Annotated in this window: 18 protein-coding genes; 6 read left to right on the plus strand and 12 right to left on the minus strand. The window is 64.4% G+C overall.

Annotated elements, in window-relative coordinates; genetic code table 11:
• Nucleotides 1-60 precede the first annotated feature (60 nt).
• From tilS to ptsP, 4 genes are all read right to left on the minus strand, one after another.
• Nucleotides 61-1,029 (minus strand): tRNA lysidine(34) synthetase TilS, encoded by a 969-nt coding sequence (gene tilS / locus QUV11_RS03225; protein ID WP_300880528.1) that lies wholly within the window; start codon nt 1,027-1,029, stop codon nt 61-63.
• Complete coding sequence (locus tag QUV11_RS03230; protein ID WP_300880529.1) at nt 1,013-1,990, minus strand: hypothetical protein; 978 nt, start codon at nt 1,988-1,990, stop codon at nt 1,013-1,015. Before QUV11_RS03230 ends, tilS begins: the two co-directional genes overlap by 17 nt.
• A gap of 133 nt (nt 1,991-2,123) precedes the next feature.
• Nucleotides 2,124-3,014: a RodZ domain-containing protein gene (locus QUV11_RS03235; protein ID WP_367279837.1), complete on the minus strand. Its 891-nt coding sequence runs from the start codon at nt 3,012-3,014 to the stop codon at nt 2,124-2,126.
• A 168-nt stretch (nt 3,015-3,182) separates the two neighbouring features.
• Nucleotides 3,183-5,465, minus strand: coding sequence for a phosphoenolpyruvate--protein phosphotransferase (gene ptsP / locus QUV11_RS03240; protein WP_300880530.1), 2,283 nt, complete (start codon nt 5,463-5,465; stop codon nt 3,183-3,185).
• 280 nt (nt 5,466-5,745) lie between these two features.
• Between ptsP and QUV11_RS03245 the strand changes: the two genes are divergently transcribed.
• Nucleotides 5,746-6,816: a histidine kinase dimerization/phosphoacceptor domain -containing protein gene (locus QUV11_RS03245; RefSeq protein WP_300880531.1), complete on the plus strand. Its 1,071-nt coding sequence runs from the start codon at nt 5,746-5,748 to the stop codon at nt 6,814-6,816.
• Nucleotides 6,817-6,942: 126 nt separating this feature from the next.
• On the opposite strand, the gene QUV11_RS03250 is transcribed toward QUV11_RS03245, so the two are convergent.
• Nucleotides 6,943-8,064, minus strand: coding sequence for a DUF5694 domain-containing protein (locus tag QUV11_RS03250; protein ID WP_300880532.1), 1,122 nt, complete (start codon nt 8,062-8,064; stop codon nt 6,943-6,945).
• A 295-nt stretch (nt 8,065-8,359) separates the two neighbouring features.
• A complete protein-coding gene (locus tag QUV11_RS03255; RefSeq protein ID WP_300880533.1) occupies nt 8,360-8,518 on the minus strand; it encodes a YdcH family protein in 159 nt (52 codons plus the stop codon).
• Nucleotides 8,519-8,726: 208 nt separating this feature from the next.
• Between QUV11_RS03255 and QUV11_RS03260 the strand changes: the two genes are divergently transcribed.
• The 4 genes from QUV11_RS03260 (at nt 8,727) to QUV11_RS03275 (ending at nt 11,843) form a co-directional block, all read left to right on the plus strand.
• A complete protein-coding gene (locus QUV11_RS03260; protein WP_300880534.1) occupies nt 8,727-8,924 on the plus strand; it encodes a DUF465 domain-containing protein in 198 nt (65 codons plus the stop codon).
• Between the two features lie 130 nt (nt 8,925-9,054).
• Nucleotides 9,055-9,534 (plus strand): DUF1465 family protein, encoded by a 480-nt coding sequence (locus tag QUV11_RS03265; protein WP_300880535.1) that lies wholly within the window; start codon nt 9,055-9,057, stop codon nt 9,532-9,534.
• A 108-nt stretch (nt 9,535-9,642) separates the two neighbouring features.
• The gene (locus QUV11_RS03270) at nt 9,643-10,749 is read left to right on the plus strand and encodes a phosphotransferase (RefSeq protein ID WP_300880536.1); all 1,107 of its coding nucleotides are present in this window, start codon (nt 9,643-9,645) and stop codon (nt 10,747-10,749) included.
• Nucleotides 10,743-11,843, plus strand: a complete 1,101-nt coding sequence (locus QUV11_RS03275; RefSeq protein WP_300880537.1) for a hypothetical protein — start codon at nt 10,743-10,745, stop codon at nt 11,841-11,843. Before QUV11_RS03270 ends, QUV11_RS03275 begins: the two co-directional genes overlap by 7 nt.
• A gap of 6 nt (nt 11,844-11,849) precedes the next feature.
• Here QUV11_RS03275 and QUV11_RS03280 read toward each other — a convergent pair whose 3' ends face one another.
• The 6 genes from QUV11_RS03280 to QUV11_RS03305 form a co-directional block, all read right to left on the minus strand.
• A complete protein-coding gene (locus QUV11_RS03280; protein ID WP_300880538.1) occupies nt 11,850-13,190 on the minus strand; it encodes an RcnB family protein in 1,341 nt (446 codons plus the stop codon).
• A 193-nt stretch (nt 13,191-13,383) separates the two neighbouring features.
• Nucleotides 13,384-13,866 (minus strand): GAF domain-containing protein, encoded by a 483-nt coding sequence (locus QUV11_RS03285; RefSeq protein ID WP_300880539.1) that lies wholly within the window; start codon nt 13,864-13,866, stop codon nt 13,384-13,386.
• Nucleotides 13,867-13,891: 25 nt separating this feature from the next.
• Entirely contained in the window at nt 13,892-14,299 is a 408-nt protein-coding gene (gene arfB / locus QUV11_RS03290) for an alternative ribosome rescue aminoacyl-tRNA hydrolase ArfB (protein WP_300880540.1), read from the minus strand.
• The gene (locus QUV11_RS03295) at nt 14,292-14,984 is read right to left on the minus strand and encodes an RluA family pseudouridine synthase (protein ID WP_300880541.1); all 693 of its coding nucleotides are present in this window, start codon (nt 14,982-14,984) and stop codon (nt 14,292-14,294) included. Before QUV11_RS03295 ends, arfB begins: the two co-directional genes overlap by 8 nt.
• Before the next feature lie 5 nt (nt 14,985-14,989).
• Entirely contained in the window at nt 14,990-15,982 is a 993-nt protein-coding gene (locus tag QUV11_RS03300) for an LLM class flavin-dependent oxidoreductase (RefSeq protein ID WP_300880542.1), read from the minus strand.
• A 111-nt stretch (nt 15,983-16,093) separates the two neighbouring features.
• A complete protein-coding gene (locus QUV11_RS03305; protein WP_300880543.1) occupies nt 16,094-17,017 on the minus strand; it encodes a hypothetical protein in 924 nt (307 codons plus the stop codon).
• Nucleotides 17,018-17,205: 188 nt separating this feature from the next.
• Here QUV11_RS03305 and QUV11_RS03310 point away from each other — a divergent pair, with 188 nt between their 5' ends.
• Nucleotides 17,206-18,627 carry a cytochrome P450 gene (locus QUV11_RS03310; RefSeq protein WP_300880544.1) on the plus strand — a complete coding sequence of 474 codons (1,422 nt, stop codon included), beginning with the start codon at nt 17,206-17,208 and terminating at the stop codon, nt 18,625-18,627.
• Nucleotides 18,628-18,683: the final 56 nt, after the last annotated feature.

An 18,683-nucleotide genomic window follows, 5' to 3' on the forward strand; every position in this document is an offset into this window, starting at 1 on the left:
AGATAGGCCGCTAATCCTGAATGACAATATAATCTGCCCGCCATTTGGCTCGGGAGAAGATTATTCGGTCCCGCATCCTCCTGTAGACCCGTTGCGGCGGGCAGGTGCGGGTGCGAAATGCCACGAGCCGCCGCCGCGGCACAGCACCTCTCCGATCATCCCCTGCCCTCCCGCCTGCAAGGTCGCGATAAGTCGGTCGAGCGCGTCGCCACGCGGTGCGATGCCCGGCTGAATTTGGCACAGGCAGCGCAGCACAAGCCTTCTGAGCAGCGCGGGGGGATAATCCGAACACATCAGCGTGATGCTGCCCGACTCGCTGTGAACGACCCAGTCCGCCTCGCGCTCGGTGATCCAATCCAGCGCCTCGACCGCATCCGCGAGCGCCGCGGCTGATCGAACCGCCTGCAGCGGATCGATCCGGTCAAAGTGCTGCAGCGCGTTGCGCATCTGCACCCTGTCAAAATCGGTGTTGGCATTGCTCGGATCGGTGACGAACGCAATCGCATGCTGGTTGCAATAGCGCGCCAGCTCTGCCTTGGCGAAGCCCAGCATCGGTCGGATCACCTGACCATTGCGGGCGCGAACCCCGGCAAGGCCGTCTACCCCACTCCCGCGCGCGAGCCGCATCAGCAGGGTTTCCAACTGATCATCGGCATGATGCGCGGTGAGGATGAAGTCCGCGCGGACGCGGGTAGCCTCGATAGCCAGCAAACGATAGCGCACCGCGCGTGCAGCAGCCTGCACGCTGCCGGTGATCGGCGCATCCGGGTGGAGGGTGGCGTGCGGCACGCCGACAGCGGCGCAATACCGCGCGACCATCGCCGCCTCGTCTGCACTTTCGGGACGCAATCCGTGGTCGACCGTCGCGGCGGACACGGCGCCTGCCCAGCCCTGCCTGACCATGTCGAGCATGGCCATGCTGTCCGGCCCGCCCGATACAGCGACCAGCAGTGCGGCGCTTTCGCCGCCGGTCAGCGCGGCAAGCGCGCCAGCGACACGGTGGAAAGCCTCGTTATTTGCATCCGGCATTGCGGCGCCCGGCGGTCAGCCGGTCCGACAGACGGCCCGACGCGACATCGGGATAGACCTCGGCGAGTTCGGCGAAAGCGATGCATGCCTTGGGCTTCTCGTTGAGCTTGACCAGCGATTCCCCCAGGAAATACAGGCTCTCGGGGGCGCGCTCGCCCCTGGGTTCCTTTTCGTAGTTCTCGGCGAACATCTTGGCGGCCGCGCTGGGCTTGCCGTCGTCCAGATACGCGCGGCCGAGCAGATTGCGGGTATAGCTGGTCCGCTTGTGCTTGGGATGCTTCTCCAGCGCGAAACGCAGTTGCGCCTGCGCCTCGGGAAGGAATTTCGCTTCCCACAAACGATAGCCATAGAGATAGGCATCCTCGCCGGCATCGGAAGTCTGCGGCTTTTCGATGCGAGACACCGCAGCGATCCGTTCCGCGCTGGGCGCGGCGGCCGCGGTCGTGGCGACAGAGGCCAAAGGCCCTGCTGCAGCGCCTGCGCCTGTTCCTGCGCCTGCTCCGGCGGACGTGCCCCCCAGGACCGGAGCCGGGATTGCAGCGGCCGCCGCGGCCTGAGCCGCCTTGTCTTCAAGTGTCGCCAGCCGCTTTTCCAGCTGACCCATCTTGAAGCCGTTTTCTTCGGTCTGCGCGGTCAGCCGGGTGATCTGGTTTTCCAGCGTGTCGACCCGCTGCAGCAGATCGGTGATCGGTGCGCTGGCAAGCGTCCCCGTGGTGTTGGGCGCAGCCGCAGGCGCGGATATCTCCGGCTCGAAGAACCGGTCCGAGCCGCCGGGAAAAACCTTGCGCTGCACCGCGCGCATCTCGGTCTCCAGCTTCTTCACCCGCGGCTCGATCGAGGCGGCCTGGGCTGCAGCCGGGGTAGCCGACGCCATCAACGCTGCGATCAGGCTACCGGCCAGCATGCGGCCTGCCTGGCTGGCGGGTCGTGCAAAGAGCGGGGAAAAACGGCGGGTGGACATGTCGGGCTCCAGCTCAGGATAAAATGTTCGCGGCGAATCTATACGGCTCGCGCAGCTTTCGTCAAAGCCGAGCGGTCACAAAATTGATGTCATGGAGATGCTGAACCTGTGTTGACCGCATGTTCAGCAGCATTCAGCCCGCCTGATCGTTACCGATCTGCGCTTCGGTAGATTGCTGCGAGGCGTCAGCAGGTCGCGCCAGCAATGCCGTGGCGGTCACCGGCACATCCTTTACGGCGACCTCTGCCGTCCCGAGCGGAGCGACGGTGCGTCCGCCCACGGTGATTTCGAACGCATCGGGCCGTCCGGTCCACACCTGCGGACCAACCGCATCGCCTGGCACGGTGTATTGTTCGCCAAGCGCCATCTGCTTCTGCATCAGCTGCTTGCCGTCGCCGTCGTAGAACTTGATCCAGATATTGTCCTCCGTCGCGGTGAACACCACCTCGGCCTTGGGGTCGACGGCAGGCTGGGCAGCCTGGGACCGCGCTGTCGCGCCCGGCCGGGCAACAGGGGCCGTGCCCGATTCAGCATCTGCGGCTTGCGCCAGTTCCTCAACATTTGCCCCGGGGAAGAAATATGTCCGCCATATCCCGAAACCGGCGATCAAGATCACCGCGCCCACGGCTGCGGCGAGCCAGGCGATGCGCGCCGAAGGCACCTTGCTCGGTTCGTCGAGATCGAATTGCGTTGCCTCGCGGGACGGAGCGGCCGCCGCGCCGCCCAGAGCCTCGCGAATATCCTGCGCGATTTCCTCTTCGGGCAGATCGACTGCGCGGGCATAGGCCCGGCCAAAGCCGATGGCATATGTGCGCCCCGGCAGGCCCGCGAAATCGCCCGTCTCAAGCGATTCCAGATGTCTGATCGGAATGCGGGTCCGCGAGGCGATGTCCTCAAGCGTCATCTTGCGGGACATGCGGGCGTCGCGCAAACGTTCTCCGGCATGGGCGGGAGGGAATAATGTCCCTGTCTCCGCACCATCCACGGATGGTTCGCGTTGTGGTTCGTCTGGCGTCTTGGCCACGTGTGCGCTCCCGACCCGGGTTTACCCGGTTGTAGTATTGCCCCTGAGCATCAGAAACTACGGACGGCCATTAAAGTCAACGTTTTTGGCCGGTTCAGCCGGGCAATCGATGAAAACTGGTGTAACAGAATTCACCGTGAAACCCAGCTTGCAATCGCTTGCACGCGATCAGGCGAGTTCCACGCCCTGGGCCTGCGCCCAGGCGAGCAGCTCGGCGCGCATATCGGCCGGTGGATGGGCAAGCATCTCGTCCATTTTCGCGGTTGCCGCGCCGATGTCGAGCGAACGCACCATCGCCTTGATGGGGCCTACTGCAGCAGGCGTGATCGACAGTCGCCGCATCCCGATGCCGAGCAGCGCCAGCGCCTCGAGCTGGCGTCCACCCATTTCGCCGCACACCGTGACATCGATAGGAAACGGCGCGACATCGCGCACGACCCGGCGCAGAAAGCGGAGGATCGAAGCGGATATCCAGTCATAACGCTGCGCCAATTTGGGGTGCGCACGGTCGGCTGCGAGCAGGAACTGGGTGAGATCGTTGGTGCCGATCGACAGGAAATCGAGCTTGGGCCCCAGGATATCGAGTGTTTCAGCGAGCGCCGGCACCTCGAGCATCGCGCCATAGCGGATCTTGTCGGGCAGGATCTTCTTGCGCGCCTTGAGAAACGCAAGCTGCTCCTCGAACACCTGGCGCGCGGCATCGAACTCCCAGGGTTCTGCGACCATCGGGAACATCACGTTGAGCGTCCGCCCCGCCGCCGCCTCGATCAGCGCGCGCGCCTGAACCTTGAGCAGACCGTCACGCTCGAGCGCCAGCCGCAGCGCGCGCCAGCCCATCGCGGGGTTCTCTTCTCCCGGGCCGTCCTCGCGCAGATAGGGGAGCGACTTGTCGCCGCCGATGTCCAGCGTCCGGAAGATGACCGGCTTTCCGCCCGCCGCATCGAGCACATCGCGATAGAGGCGGAGCTGCCGCTCGCGCTGCGGCAGGGTCGCCGAAACCAGAAACTGGAACTCGGTGCGAAACAGCCCGACACCGTCTGCCCCCGTGATCGCGAGATGGGCGATGTCATCGCGCAACCCGGCGTTGATCAGCACGCCGATGCGGGTGCCATCCTTGCTCACCGGCTCGACATCGCGCAGCGCGGCATACGCCGCCATCTTTTCGCGGCTGCGCAGGAACTTCTGCTCGAAGGCGTCGATCACCTGCGGCGCGGGGCGGATCAGAACCGAATTTTCGTTGGTGTCGATCAGCAGATGATCATCCTGCCGAACCTGATGACGGATGTTGCGCATCCGCCCCATCACCGGGATGCCCATGGCGCGCGCGACGATCGTAACGTGCGCGGTCAGCGACCCTTCTTCGAGGATCACGCCTTTCAGCCGCCGCCGGTCGTATTCGAGCAGTTCGGCCGGACCCAGATTGCGCGCAATCAGGATGGTGTCCTGCCGCAGCCCCATCTGCGCAGCAGTACCGATCTGGCCCGAGACGATGCGCAGCAGCCGGTTGGAGAGATCCTCCAGATCGTGCATCCGGTCGGCGAGCAGCGGATCGTCGATCTGCCGCATCCGCATGCGGGTGCGCTGCTGGACGCGCTCGATCGCGGCCTCCGCCGTCAGCCCGCTGTCGATCGCCTCGTTGATCCGCCGCGACCAGCCTTCGTCATAGGCGAACATCTTGTAGGTCTCGAGAACCTCGTCGTGCTCGCCACCGGTGCCGAATTCGGCCTGGCTCGACATCTTGTCGATCTGCTCGCGCATCTTGATGAAAGCGGAATACACCCGCTGGCGCTCGGCCTCGACATCCTCGGCGACGACATGCTCGATGGTGATCCGCGGCTGGTGGAACACCGCCTTGCCGCTCGCCAGGCCTGCGACCAGCGGAAAACCGATTTCGTGCTGCGCATGGGTCAGATCCGCCGGGCTGTCGATATTGCCGTGCCCGTCGACCATTTCGGCATTGGCGATCAACTCGGACAGCACCATCGCCACCGTCTGCATCGCCTCGATCTCGACCTCGAGATAGCGGCGCGGTTCGACATGCTGGATGCACAGCACCCCGATCGCGCGCTCCATGCGGACGATCGGCACGCCGGCAAAGCTGTGGAACTTTTCCTCGCCGGTTTCGGGGCGGTACTGGAAGTCGGGATGCGCGGTCGCCTCGGCGAGGTTCAGCGTCTCGACGTTCTGAGCGATCGTGCCCGTCAGCCCCTGCCCCAAGGCAAGCTTGGTGACGTGCACCGCCTCCTGGTTCAAACCGCGCGTCGCGAACAGTTCGAGCACGCCTTCGCGCAGCAGATAGATCGAGCACACCTCGCTGTTGAGCGAATCGCCGATGATGTCGACCACCTGGTTGAGCTTGGCCTGCGCATTGGAGCGCGCGGCCATAACGTCGTGCAGACGGGTCAGGATGTTGCGGGCGGCAAGGGTGGCGTTGATCTGGGCTTCCGACATGAGTGGAGGTCTAGCACGCACTTTGGTGCAGCGCTATCGACGCTTGCCGCCAGATTGGGGGATTGGTGGCAATGGCGATGCGGACGGTTGGGCTGATGTCATCAAGCCGTCTCCCCCTGCGCTGCGACGACCGTGTCGAATTCGTGCGTATGGCGCGCCACCGCCATGCTAACAGCCACTGGTCGGGGCAATGTTCGGCAATGCCGATCATATCTGCTCCACACAGGAAATGCCAACAAGGCCGCAACGTGCGGTCCGGGCGACCGGGAAGGTTTGCCACATGGCTGCCGATCAACCATCGATCAATCTGGGGCGCACGCTGGGGCTGGCGGTTGTCCTTGCATCCAACGCGCCGCTGCTGCTGCTTGACGACAAGCTGACCATCGTCGCGGCAAGCGCGAGCTTCTGCGACGCATTCGGGATCGATCCCGCAACGGTCACCGGTCAGACGATTTACGATCTGGATGATCGCCACTGGGATCTGCCGCGGCTGCATTCGCTGATCGACGCGACGCTTTCGGGCGCGGCAGACATCGATGCCTATGAGATGGAGATCACGACCAGTGCCGGCGCGACGCGCTGCGTGGTGATCAAGGCGCAATTGCTCGTCTATGGCGACACCGACAATGCCCGGATGCTGGTGACGGTCATCGACGTGACCCAGACGCGCAAGGACGACAAGCGCCAGCAAGAGCTGATCCAGACGAATGCCGCGCTGCTGCACGAGATGCAGCACCGCGTGGCCAACAGCCTCCAGATCATCGCCAGCATCCTGATGCAGAGCGCGCGCAAGGTGCAGTCCGAAGAGGCCCGCGGCCATCTCAGCGACGCGCATCAACGCGTCATGTCGATCGCGACGCTGCAGCGCCAATTGGCGCAGTCGGATGGCGGCGCGGTCGAGCTTGCGCCGTATCTGACGCAGTTGTGCGCCAGTATCGGCGCCTCGATGATCCACGATCGCGAGCGGTTGACGCTGACGACCCGCGTCGATCCCGTTTCGGTCGATGGCGACCTGTCGGTCAGCATGGGGCTGGTGGTGACCGAACTCGTGATCAATGCCCTCAAACATGCTTTCCCCGACGGCCGCACAGGCCATGTCGTCGTCGGCTATGTCGCCAGCGGAGAAGACTGGACGCTCTCGGTTTCAGATGACGGCATCGGCATGGCCGACACTCTGGAAGCCTCGACCGCCGGGCTGGGCACGCGCATTATCCAGGCGCTCGCCAAGCAGCTGGGCGCCGAAATTTCGGTTGAGGACACAGCACCAGGGACACGTGTTTCGCTGATCCACACCACCCAGATCGGGCGACAGATCGCTGCCAACGATCAGGCGGAGAGCGTTGCGGTCTAGGGGGCCACCCGTTAAGTCCTGCGTCGCTTTTCAACCCCTGCAACAGCAGGCTCAAGGCCAGCGATCGCCAGAAATCGGGGCCAGCCGTGTGCGCCGAACCGCGGCGCATCGGGTCCGGATGCCCCCCTAGCGCAGGACCGCACCGACGTCCGCCAGATGGACGTCGTGCATCTGGTTCAGATACGCATCGTAATAGCCCTTGTGCGATGCACCGACGATGGTCAGCATACGCGTGCCCGGATAGCGACCGATCACATCGCGCATATTGGCGACCATCCGCAGATTGCGCGTTTCCCAATAGCCGACATATTTCCTGCCAAAGCGCTGCGGTGACGGCTCGGCCAAGGCCGCCCCGAAATCCGACCGGTACACCAGCATGGACGCATCGGGTGCGTTATAGGCGCGGTAGAGGTTGAGCAGCCCATCGGGCTGCGCCAGCCTTGCGTTGAGCTGCTCGCTTTCTGCCCGACGCTGGCGCGATGCCGGGTTGTCCCACGCCTTCATAATTGCGGCTTCATTTGCCTTGAGCTCTTCAGGGATTGCTGGCTCGGGCGAATCCGCCGAGTGATCGTCAACGCTCCACAGCCGCTCGAGACCCAGCCGTGCGGCGAGAACGGCGGCAACCAGATAGGTCTCGTTGCGCCGCGTTCGCGCCTTCTCGAGCGTGTCGACAAGCGCGTCGGTCAAGCCGTCGCCCGCTCGGCGATCCTCGGCCGGCAGCCTGAGCCACTGGACCAGCGCCGACCCGCGTTCGCCTGCGGCGAGGAAGATCGCTGCCAGATGCCGACGCTGTGCGGGAGCGGGGGTCTCCGGCCACGCCGCGAGCAGACGCTCCGCCTCGGCATTGGCTGCGGGCACCTCTAGCCCGGTGACCTGCCCCGCCGGCGCCGGGTCGAAGCAATAGCTTTTCACCGTCTCAGTGTATCGTGAAGGATAGCGGCGCAGGCTGTCGCACTGCAGACCAGACAGATCCTCGGTCGCGATCGCGGTGGGGCGCCACGCGGCAAGCCGGTCGAGGAGCGGCGCCAGCATGTCCGGGGTGAAGCTGTCGGGAAGCCCGGACAGGTGCGGTGTGCCGAGGACCAGCACCTCATTGGGCGTGCTGCCTGCCGGCAGTTTCAGTGCGCTGGGGTCGAAGCTGGGGCGATTAGACTGTGCGGATACAGGCAGCGCGCAAAGTGCCATCCCCAGGCCCAGCAATGTCCGCGTCTTGAAAAAGCCGAATACCGTCTGGCAGCCCGAACGCATAATTCCCCCGTCTAGGTGTGTGTTGCCGTATTAGTACGCCATGTCTGCTCGGCTGTCCATGGCCGCATCGCTGTTCCAAACGGGGTTAACCCTGGATGGCGAGAGTCGTAGTGGCCCGCACGGGGTTCTTGCGCGGGTGACAGAAGTGAAAATACCAGCGAGCAAGCTCAAGCCGGTCCGGAGCGTTTCGCCCCTGCCCGTCGCCCGGCGCGCGATCTGACCCCTCGTCAGACGCGCCGGGCTGGGATTTGCAGCCGGGGGGTTTGCCCGGTCCGCAGAAGCTCAGATCAGCCGGTCAATGCAGGCTGATCTCTTCCTTGATGCGCAGTTTCTGCTTTTTGAGCTTGGCGATCCGCGCGGTGTCGGGCGCGGGCCTGCTTTCTTCGTCGTGGATCATTCGTTCAATACCGGCATGCTTGGCCTTGAGGGCTTGCGTATGACTGTCTTGCAACATCTATGTCTCCTTCGACTCGTTGACCCTTCTCATCTTGGGAGCGTGATCTAAACATAAAATTTATGGGCTGTCTGTGGTGTTATGCACAGGTGCGCTTGCAATGCGGCGAAACATTCCATAACCGCGACAGTCGGCAGGCGTCCGGCCTGCACAAAAGCAATCGCGGGCCGAGTTCACGGCCCGGTCCCGGTCTGGAAAGGCGTCGCGCGTGACTGAGGAAGAAGTCCGGCAGAAGCTGGCCCTGCTGCGCATCGAACATCGTGATCTCGATCATGCCATCGGCTCGCTGAGCAATGGCGGCACCGCCGACATGCTGCAGCTTGCCCGGCTGAAGAAGCGCAAGCTGCTGCTGCGCGACCAGATTGCGATGCTCGAAGATTACCTGATCCCCGACATCATCGCCTGATCGGGTGCAGCCCGCGGGGTGGTTCACACACCGGTGCGCATCTGTTCCGCCCTGATACAAATGCGCCCGTCGCCCGCTTAACCATAGGTTGCCGCTGGGCAGCGTTCCGGGTTTTTGGCAAGGATGGCGCATGTCCAGCCACCAGTTCCCTTTCACCGCCAAATTGGTCGAGTCGCTGTATGTCGAGGCCATGGTGCTGGCCGACGAGGCACGGTCCTATTTCGAGCTCAGCCCGGAAGCCCAAGGTCTGGACCGGCACGACGAGATTCGCATCGACATGTCGTGTGAATCGCTGCGCGTGACCACCCGGCTGATGCATTCGATCGCCTGGTTACTCAACCAGAAGGCGTATCTGGCCGGAGAGCTATCCGCGCACCAGTTGCACAGCCGCAGCCGATCGCTGGGCAAATGTACATCGAGCGATCCGTTCGTGGTCGCCCGGCTGCCGCACGCGGCGCAGAAGCTGGTGCACGAGACCCAGCATCTGCTCGACCGGCTGGTGCGGCTGGAAAAGTCGCTTGAGGCCGAGCGCCTCGGCTTTGTCGAAGAAAGCGCGCTCCGCCCCGCCGTGCTGCAGATGCAGGCGCGGCTGGCCAGCGAAATCGCCTGACATCTTCCGTCCGCATCCTCGCGCAACTGAGCGATTGCAATCCTTCGCGGCTGGTTTAATCATACGATTAAACCAGGACCGGAACGGATCCGGCGGAGAGGACGGGGCATGGCGGCGTTTCCGACGCGGGCAGAAGATATCGACCGTGCCTGGCTGCAGGCGCGGCTGGACGCGGCCAACGTGCTCGATGGCGCGCACGTCACCGATTTCACCACCACATCGATCGGCACAGGACAGGTGGGCGATACCGTCCGCATCGCGCTGGCCTATGACCGCGCTGCGCCCAAGGCACCCGCATCCATCGCAGCCAAACTGCCATCGCGCGACGCCACCAGCCGCTCGACCGCGGCGCATTTCCGGCTGTATCTGCGCGAGGTGAACTTCTACGCGCGCGTCGCTCCGCTGGTCGCGATGCGCGTTCCCAAGGTTTATGCCGCGCTGATCGATGCGACCGGATGCGATTTCATCCTGCTCTTCGAGGATCTGGGCCCGGCCAAGGTCGGCGATCAGCTTGCCTCGTGCACCCTCGAGCAAGCCCGGCTGGCAGTTTGCCAGGCGGCATCCTTGCATGCGTCGACCGACAACCTCCCGGTGCTGGACGAGGACTGGCTTTTGCCCGATCCTGCGGCGCGCGACTGGATCATCCAGGCCTATCCCGGCGCACAAGCGGTGTTTCGCGAGCGCTATGCCGGGCAGATCGAGCCCGAACATCTCGCCATCTGCGAGGCCTTGGCCGAAGCAGCCCCACATTGGTTCTCCTGGCAGGCCGGCACCCGCTGCCTGACCCATGGCGATTACAGGCTGGACAACATGCTGTTCGATATCCGCGGGGGTGCCGAGCCGATGGCGGTGGTCGACTGGCAGACCTGTGTCACCGGCGCAGGCACCACCGACCTTGGCTATCTGCTTGGCACCGGCATCGGCACCGATCTGCGGCGACTGCACGAGGACGACCTGATCGATCTGTATTGCAGCGAGATGACCCGCCATGGCGTGCCGCGCGATCGCGAGGCGATCTGGGACGATGTCCGCATCGGTGCGCTGTCCGGGCTTTCGACCGCCGTGTTCAGCGCCGCGTTTGTCGAACGCACCGAGCGCGGCGATGCCAACTTTCTGTCGATGGCGCGTGGCGCATGCAGCCTGGCCCTCGACCATGACAGCATCGGCGCGCTGTTGCGCCATGCCAACCATCGGGCGGAAACAACGACATGCTGACCAAAGGGGACGACTTTCCGCTGCACCAGACTGCCGAGCCGATCGCCTATGCAGGCACCGATCGCAATTTTTACGACCGCTATTTCTTCAACGGCTACAATCGGGATGGCTCGGGCTTTTTCGCGCTCGCTTTCGGCGTGTACCCGCATCTTGACATTGCGGACGCCGGCTTTTCTTTCATTACCAACGGGATACAGCACAATCTGCACGCATCGCGCGAGCTTGGCATGGAGCGGATGGACATGGCCGTCGGCCCGATCCGGATCGAGGTGATCGAGCCGCTCGCCCGCTTGCGCATTCGGGTCGATGGCGAAGGCATCCGGGCTGACATCACCTTCACCGGCCGCGCCTTCCCCATCGAGGAGCCGCGATTCACCTTCCGCAATGGGCCGCGAACCTTCATGGATTACACGCGGATGACCCAGAACGGGCACTATGTCGGCTGGATCGAGGTTGACGGCGAGCGCACGGAGCTTGCCCCCGGCTGCGCGGGCACCCGCGATCGCAGCTGGGGCGTTCGCCCGATCGGCGCGCCCGATGCCCAACCCCATGCGGGCAGCGCGCAGCCTGCCTTTTTCTGGCAATGGACCCCGGTCAATCTTGAACGCCGCAGCCTGTTCTTCCACCTCAACGCCCATCGTTCGGGCACCGCGTGGAACACCCGCGCGGTGATCGCGCCCGATGGTGCTGCGCATGACGGATTTTTCGAAACACCCGCCGCGCAACTGGAGCCGAAAATCGAGCCCGGCACGCGCTGGCCTGCAGGCGGCACGCTGACGATCCAGACCGGCAACAGGCCGCTCGAGGTGACGTTCGAGCCGATCCAGCGCTTCCAGATGCGCGGGCTGGGGTATACCTGCCCCAGATGGGGCCATGGCCGTTATCATGGTCCGTTGGTGGTCGAGCGCGACCGGATCGACCTGGCCGCAGTCGATCCATTGGCGCCCAGCATGGAAAACCTGCACGTGCAGATCCTCTCGCGCATCACCACCAGCGATGGCGAGCAGGGACTGGGCACGTTCGAGCAACTGGTGCTCGGGCCGTACGATCCATGGGGTCTGACCGGCTATGCCGATGTACCCGCCATCCGATAACCGCTGCTATTTGCGGTAAACCCGCACGTTCTTGCTAGCCCGCACCTGGGGGCGTTGCGCCACGGGCGCTGCCTGGCTGGCGACCACCGGTTCGGTACAGCTCGCTGGCGTGATCGTCACCGTGGTGAGGATCGGCGGCGGGTAGTAATAATAATATCCAGGCGGCGGAGGCGGATAGCCGCCAGGCTGGCCAGGAGGTGGCGGATTGCCCGCGCCATACTGGGCCAGCAGGCGCCGGCAGCGCTCGCGATCCTCGGCCTTGTCGATGACCATACCAGCAATCGCCCCCACGCCCGCGCCGATCAGCGTGCCGCCGGTGCGGTTGCCGCGCCCGGCGATGCGGTTGCCCGCAAGGCCGCCGATGCCGGCCCCGATGGCCGCGCCGCCGAGGCCCGTTTCGCGGCGGCAGGCCTCGAGAAACGCAGGGTCATAATCGCCGGCATAGGCCGGCGGCGGAGGAGCCATCGGCGGAGCGACATAGCTGGTTCCATACCTTGCGTCGTACCCGTCCTGCGCCTCGCGTGCGAGCAGCCGCTTGCAGCGCTCGCGGTCTTCGGCCCTGTCGATCACCATCCCGGCGACCGCTCCTACCCCCGCGCCGATCAATGTGCCGCCAGTCCGGTTGCCGCGGCCGGCGATGCGATTGCCTGCCAAGCCGCCCGCAGCCGCGCCGATCGCGGCCCCCCCCAGACCGCTGTCGCGGCGGCAGGCTTCCAGAAACGCCGGGTCGTCATAGCGGTCATATTGCGCCACGGGCGGAGGCGGTGCGGGGACAAAGTCGTCGTCATAATCCATGCGCGGTGTTGCCTGGTCGGCAGTGCGCGCCCAATGCGTGCCGTGCACCACGGCGTCATTGCCCAGCAGCAGATCGCCATCGTAGTTGTACGGATCGTAATCGGGCGAATAGGTCTGGCTCACCACCGCCTGACCTGCTTGCGCCGCTTGCCAGTCAACCCCCTGAACGCTGTCATAGACCCGGCCATTGCGGTCGGTCAGCACGGCATCGTCAAAGTAGCGCGACCAGCCATAGCCCTGGGCCGGCCGTGGCAGACCATAGCCTTGCCAGTTGGCGATGTAATAGGTCGGCGCTACCCATACGCGCGGCAGCAGGAAGCCGCGAAACGGGCGGACATAAGCCTGCGCCCCCACAGGAAGGCGCGCACCATAGACCGGCCCGGCTGCGGATCCGCGGTTGAGAGCGCTGCTGGTCTGGAGATCGATTTTGCCTGGATACGCGCGCACCAGCCCCGATTCGGCAGCGGATGCGGGCAAAGCTGCCACCAAGCCGCCAGCGAGACAGGCCGCAATGCCAGTATCACGCACAAAAGAAAAAGCGCGGCTCTTCATGGTTAACTCCCCTCGGACAATCGGGCTCGCCTTTTGGGCCGGGCGCCTAGATGCCCCCACGACCTTCCGGCTTGGTTAAGCGATTGTTAGCATCGGCGAGCCGATTGCACCATTGCACCGATGTAAAACCGGGCGCATCGCGCGGGGATGTTTCAATTTGGGGCAAAGCGCCGATAAGGGGTGAACGATCGGCTCAGATGCGTCCCGCTAGAGTTTTTGCCAACCGCTCGATACCGGCGCGATCGTCGGAATCGAACCGAGCCAGATGCGGGCTATCCAGGTCGATGACGTGTGTCACCTGCCCTTCGTGGACCACTGGCACCACCAGTTCGGACTGGCTGGCGGCATCGCAGGCAATATGTCCCGGAAAGGCGTGAACGTCGTCGACGAGCTGCGTTTCGCCCGACGCGGCCGCAGCGCCGCACACACCGCTGCCCAAGGCGATGCGGATACAGGCAGGCTTGCCCACAAACGGGCCCAGAACCAGTTCACCGCCAACCATGCGATAGAAGCCCGCCCAATTGAGGCCGGGAACAAACTGACCAATCAGCGCTGCGACATTGGCCATGTTGGCAACGCCGTCGGCTTCCCCATCAACCAACGCGAGCGCGGCCGAATGAAGGTCATCATACAGCTCAGCCTTGGGAATATTTTGATCAATTTCAAAGGTATACATTGCAGGACTTTCAGATGATGCGAGATCAGTCGAAGGCGACGCGGCCGCGGTTCTTCTTGACCGTCGAACGGTTCTTCTTGCCCGCAAGCCGTTCGGTCTTGCCCACCCGGTTGAGCCGAGAGCGCGCGCGGGTGGCAGGCAGATCATAGGCTTCGGCCAGCATCGCCGAGATGCGTTCGCGCGCGAGCTTGCGATTGGCTTCCTGCGTGCGATGGTTGCGCGCCAGGATAACCAGTTCGCCGTCCTGGTTGATCTTGCTTCCAGCCAAGGATTTCAATCGATTATAAACCAATGGTGGCAAACCCAAGGCGAAGATGTTGACGTGCAACTGGACCGCGGTGGCGACCTTGTTGACGTTCTGCCCGCCCGGACCCGACGCGGTGATGAACTTTTCCGAAACGATGGCGTGATCGGGAATGGCGATTTCAGGCATCCGCCGCCTCCCCTGCCGCAAATCCCAGATCGGCAAACCGCTTGGGCATCGGCGCGCGTGCCACGATGGGCGGCTTGTCGCCACGCGGCAGCGTCAGCGCCGCAGCGTGGAGCATCAGGCCGGATGGGTACGTCCTGCCATAGAAAGGATCGCCCAGCAGCGGCTTGCCCAGACCGTGCAGCGCGTGAACGCGGATCTGGTGGGTGCGGCCGGTTTCGGGGCGGAATTCGACAAGTGTCAGGCCGTTTGCTGTGGCCACCTGCCGCCAATGGGTGACTGCGCGCTTGCCGCTGGCATCGGGAACGATCCGCCAACCCTCCTCGGCGGTGCTGGTCTTGCCCAGTGCGATATCGATGGTGCCGCTGTCGTCGGCGAGGTCGCCCTCGACGATGCCGAGATAGGTCTTCTCGGCGGTCCCCGCCTCGAACGCCGCGCCATAGCGCTTGTGCGCCTTGGCATGCCGCGCGAGCAGCAGGCACCCGGACGTATCCTGGTCGAGCCGGTGCACCGCCAACGGCGAACGCTGGAAGCCGAAGCGCAATTGCGTGAGATAGTCATCCAGACTGCGCCCACCCTTGCGCGGCTGGGTGACGGGCAGGCCCGCAGGCTTGTCGATGACGATCGCCTCGCCATCGATGAAGGGCAGCGTCCCGGCGACGCAAAACGCTGGTGTGTGAAAACCCATGATCGTCAGGCTGCCTCGGCAAACGCAAAGCTGCGTGCGACAAGCTCGATCGCGCGCAGCCGGTCGGTGTGATGATAGGCGTTGCACGAGATCATGACTTCGTCTGCGCCAAAGGCTTCGACCAGCGTCTCGACCTTGTCGCGGACCACATCGGGCGTTCCGAAGGCGGCGATCCGCGCCTGTGCGCCGACGATCATAGCTTCACGCTCAGTGAACCCCATGTCCCGGCTCTCTTCGGGCGAAACCGCGGGCTGCTGCCCGCCCCCGAGCAGACGCGCGATATTGAGGAAATAATTCTTGCGCAGCATTTCGGCCTGATCGGCATCGTCGCAGGCAAAGGCGGTGGTCGCCAGCAAGACGTAAGGCTTGTCGAGCGTTGCGCTGGGGCGGAAATTGTGGCGGTAAAGCTCGGTCAGCCCCGGCGTCGCCTGCGGGTTGATGAACAAGGCCAGCGCGTAAGGCAGGCCGAGTTGCGCAGCGAGGATCGCGCTGTCCGGACTGGTGCCAAGGATCCACACCGGCACCTCGCCTTCGACTTCGGGGCTGAGCCGCGGATCGTTGAGCTCGCCGGTCATGTAGCCGACCAGATCGGCAACCTGTTGCGGGAAATCGCGAAAGCTCGGCGGGTGCGGGGCAGACAGCGCCGCCGCGACGCGCATTTCGCCACCCGGCGCCCGGCCGACGCCCAGATCGACCCTGCCTGGATAAAGATTGCTCAGCACCGCGAACTGCTCGGCGACCTTGTAGGCGCTGTAATGCGGCAGCATGACCCCGCCCGAGCCCAGCCGGATGCGCCGCGTCCGCGCGCCCATGGCGGCGATCAGGATTTCAGGCGCGCTGCCGCACAGGAAGCGGCTGGCATGGTGTTCAGAGACCCAAAGCCGATTATAGCCCAGCGTATCCGCCAATTCGGCCGCCTCGAGCGTTCCGGCGAGTGCCTCTGCGGCGGAGACATCGGCAAAGCGCACCGACTGATCGAGAAGCGAAATTTGTACCATGCCCTCAATGATAGGGCTTTTGGGGCCGGTCACAAGCCCCACCCGTTGCGGCTCGAGGGCCTGGCCGCCCGAGGGTGACGCCCCGCGACGGTGCGCGGGGCGTTTGAGCGATCAGTTATTTTGGTTGTCTTGCGGACGCAGCCCAGACATATCCATGCCTCCGCGGGGCGCAGACCCTGGGGACCTTTCGATCCGCTGCTGGCGCTGGGGCCGTGGCGCGCGCTCGACACGCGGCGGAGCAGTTCCTGGCTGCGCCTGCGGCGAAGGCCGGCGCATCGACGGACGCTCGCGCCCTTCAGCGCCCCTGCCCTGCCGACCGGTCACACCCTGCCCGGGACTGCCCTGGCGGTTGCCCTGCCAGTTGCGACGCCCTTCGCGCTGCGCTCCGGGCCGCTCTGCTCCGGGCTGACCGATGGCCTGCTGCTGGCGCTGCTGCCAGCGTTCCATCCGCTGCTGGCGATCTTCGGGCGTCAGGCCACCCATCCGCTCGCGTTCACCGCGCCGGGTGCGGGGAACCTCGCCAGTATTGCCACGCCGCTCCTGCCGCCAGTCGCGCCGGTCGTCCAGCGTCTCGCGCCGATTGTCGCGGCGGAAATCACGGCGATCTTCACGCCGGTCCTGCCGGATATCCTGCCGATTGCCACGCCGCTGCTGCTGATACTGCCAGCGCTGCTGGCCCCAATATTGCCGCTGACGGTCCTGCATCGCAAACCGCCGTCCGCCGGGGCGGTCGTACAGCCAGGTGCCGTGACCGGGGTAATAGAAATTGTCGTAATAGCCGCCGCCAAAGCCGATCTGGCCGAAGCCGAGGCCGGCATCGCAACCGTAAAAGCTGTCCCAGGCCGAATAGCCGTCGCAATAGGGATCGTAGCCGCCGGCATAGCCACCGCCGCCGACACCGACACCGATGCCGCCATAGCCGCCATAGTTGCCACCGCCATACGCGCAGGCAGACAGAGAAACCGCGCCCAGTGCGATGGCGGCGATGCGGATAACCTTGCGGCCATTGTTCTGAAGGAATGAAAATCGGGTCAAAGCCATGGTATCCTGTCTCGCCGCATGATCTGGCGCGGCGGGCCGGCGGAGCGGGGCTCCGATGTTTCGTTCATATAACTGCCAAGTTGAATTAACGATGAATAGCCATCGGTTCGCAGACAGTGCTTGCTAACATTGGTGTCAGTTGGTATTTAATGGATCGATTAAACCAGGGCAGAGGAATTTCCATGGCCACCGTGCTTGCTCCCGACACACACGCACCCCAGCGCGAAATGTTCCCCGACCACACCATCCAGCGCGACAGCGGCAACCCGCACTGGACGCGGCTGTCGAGCAGCAGCGCGCTCGATCACATCCCGGGGGAGGATGGCCTGCCGGTCGTCGGCGTGACTTTCCGGATGCTGGCCGATCCCGAAAAGTTCGGCAGGGAGATGCGCGACAAATACGGCCCGGTCTATCGCACCAACGCCTTTGGGCGGCGGCAGGTCGCGCTGTTCGGCGCGGATGCCAACGAACTGGTGCTGTTCGACCGTGACAAGGTGTTCTCGTCCGAACAAGGCTGGGGCCCGGTGCTCAACCTGCTGTTCCCGCGCGGGCTGATGCTGATGGATTTCGACCATCACCGCGCCGACCGCCGCGCGCTGTCGATCGCGTTCAAGCCGGCGCCGATGCGCCATTATGCCGAAGCGCTCAACGAGGGCATCGGCGTGCGGGTGCTCGAATGGTCGAACAAGGACATCAGCTTCTATACCGAAATCAAGAAGCTGACGCTCGATCTGGCGGCAACCTCGTTCCTGGGAATTCCCTGGGGTCCGGAAGCCGACAAGATCAACACCGCGTTCGTCGACATGGTGCAGGCCTCGATCGGGGTGGTCCGGCGTCCGTTGCCGTTCACCAAGATGGGCAAGGGCGTGGCGGGCCGCAAATTCCTGGTCGATTATTTTACGCCAGAGGTGAAGAAGCGGCGCGAGCAGCAGGGGCCGGACATGTTCAGCCAGTTCTGCCGCGCCACCCGCGACGATGGCAGCCTGCTGACCACCGACGAGGTGGTCGATCACATGAACTTCCTGATGATGGCGGCGCACGACACGATCACGTCGTCTGCGAGTTCGCTGATCTGGCTGCTGGCCAAGAACCCCGAATGGCAGGACAAGATCCGCGCCGAACTGCTCGAGCATGCCCCCGCCGGGGCGCCGATGCCCTATGATGCGCTGCCCAATCTCGAACTGACCGAAATGGCGTTCAAGGAAGCGCTGCGGTTGATCCCGCCTGTCCCCTCGACCCCTCGCCGCGCGCTCAAGGCGTTCGAGTTCGGCGGCTATCGCATTCCTGCGGGCACGCCGGTCAGCATCAGCTCGTCCTACACCCACAAGCAGGAGGAGCACTGGCCCGATCCGCTGCGCTTCGATCCGATGCGCTTCACCCCCGAAGCGACGCGCAACCGCCACAAATACGCCTGGGTGCCGTTTGGCGGCGGCGCGCATATGTGCCTCGGGCTGCACTTTGCGTACATGCAGATCAAGGTGCTGCTGCACCACATCCTCAGCCAGCACCGCATCGTCATCGAGCCCGGCTATAACCCCGCCTGGCAGGCCTGGCCGATCCCGCAGCCCAAGGATGGCCTGAAGGTGCGGTTCGAGAAGATTTAACCCGCCCGCCCTGCCCGTCACCCCCGCGAACGCGGGGGTCCCGCTTTCTGGTCCAC

This window comes from Blastomonas sp., from assembly GCF_030373265.1.
GTDB lineage: Bacteria > Pseudomonadota > Alphaproteobacteria > Sphingomonadales > Sphingomonadaceae > Blastomonas.

Bases quoted from the DNA above. Each gene is read 5' to 3' on its own strand.
- QUV11_RS03255 (WP_300880533.1), bottom strand. From the start codon at position 8,518: ATGTTGCAAGACAGTCATACGCAAGCCCTCAAGGCCAAGCATGCCGGT.
- ptsP (WP_300880530.1), bottom strand. From the start codon at position 5,465: ATGTCGGAAGCCCAGATCAACGCCACCCTTGCCGCCCGCAACATCCTG.
- tilS (WP_300880528.1), bottom strand. From the start codon at position 1,029: ATGCCGGATGCAAATAACGAGGCTTTCCACCGTGTCGCTGGCGCGCTT.
- QUV11_RS03295 (WP_300880541.1), bottom strand. From the start codon at position 14,984: ATGGGTTTTCACACACCAGCGTTTTGCGTCGCCGGGACGCTGCCCTTC.
- arfB (WP_300880540.1), bottom strand. From the start codon at position 14,299: ATGCCTGAAATCGCCATTCCCGATCACGCCATCGTTTCGGAAAAGTTC.
- QUV11_RS03275 (WP_300880537.1), top strand. From the start codon at position 10,743: ATGCTGACCAAAGGGGACGACTTTCCGCTGCACCAGACTGCCGAGCCG.
- QUV11_RS03265 (WP_300880535.1), top strand. From the start codon at position 9,055: ATGTCCAGCCACCAGTTCCCTTTCACCGCCAAATTGGTCGAGTCGCTG.
- QUV11_RS03300 (WP_300880542.1), bottom strand. From the start codon at position 15,982: ATGGTACAAATTTCGCTTCTCGATCAGTCGGTGCGCTTTGCCGATGTC.
- QUV11_RS03245 (WP_300880531.1), top strand. From the start codon at position 5,746: ATGGCTGCCGATCAACCATCGATCAATCTGGGGCGCACGCTGGGGCTG.
- QUV11_RS03230 (WP_300880529.1), bottom strand. From the start codon at position 1,990: ATGTCCACCCGCCGTTTTTCCCCGCTCTTTGCACGACCCGCCAGCCAG.
- QUV11_RS03270 (WP_300880536.1), top strand. From the start codon at position 9,643: ATGGCGGCGTTTCCGACGCGGGCAGAAGATATCGACCGTGCCTGGCTG.
- QUV11_RS03310 (WP_300880544.1), top strand. From the start codon at position 17,206: ATGGCCACCGTGCTTGCTCCCGACACACACGCACCCCAGCGCGAAATG.
- QUV11_RS03285 (WP_300880539.1), bottom strand. From the start codon at position 13,866: ATGTATACCTTTGAAATTGATCAAAATATTCCCAAGGCTGAGCTGTAT.
- QUV11_RS03280 (WP_300880538.1), bottom strand. From the start codon at position 13,190: ATGAAGAGCCGCGCTTTTTCTTTTGTGCGTGATACTGGCATTGCGGCC.
- QUV11_RS03250 (WP_300880532.1), bottom strand. From the start codon at position 8,064: ATGCGTTCGGGCTGCCAGACGGTATTCGGCTTTTTCAAGACGCGGACA.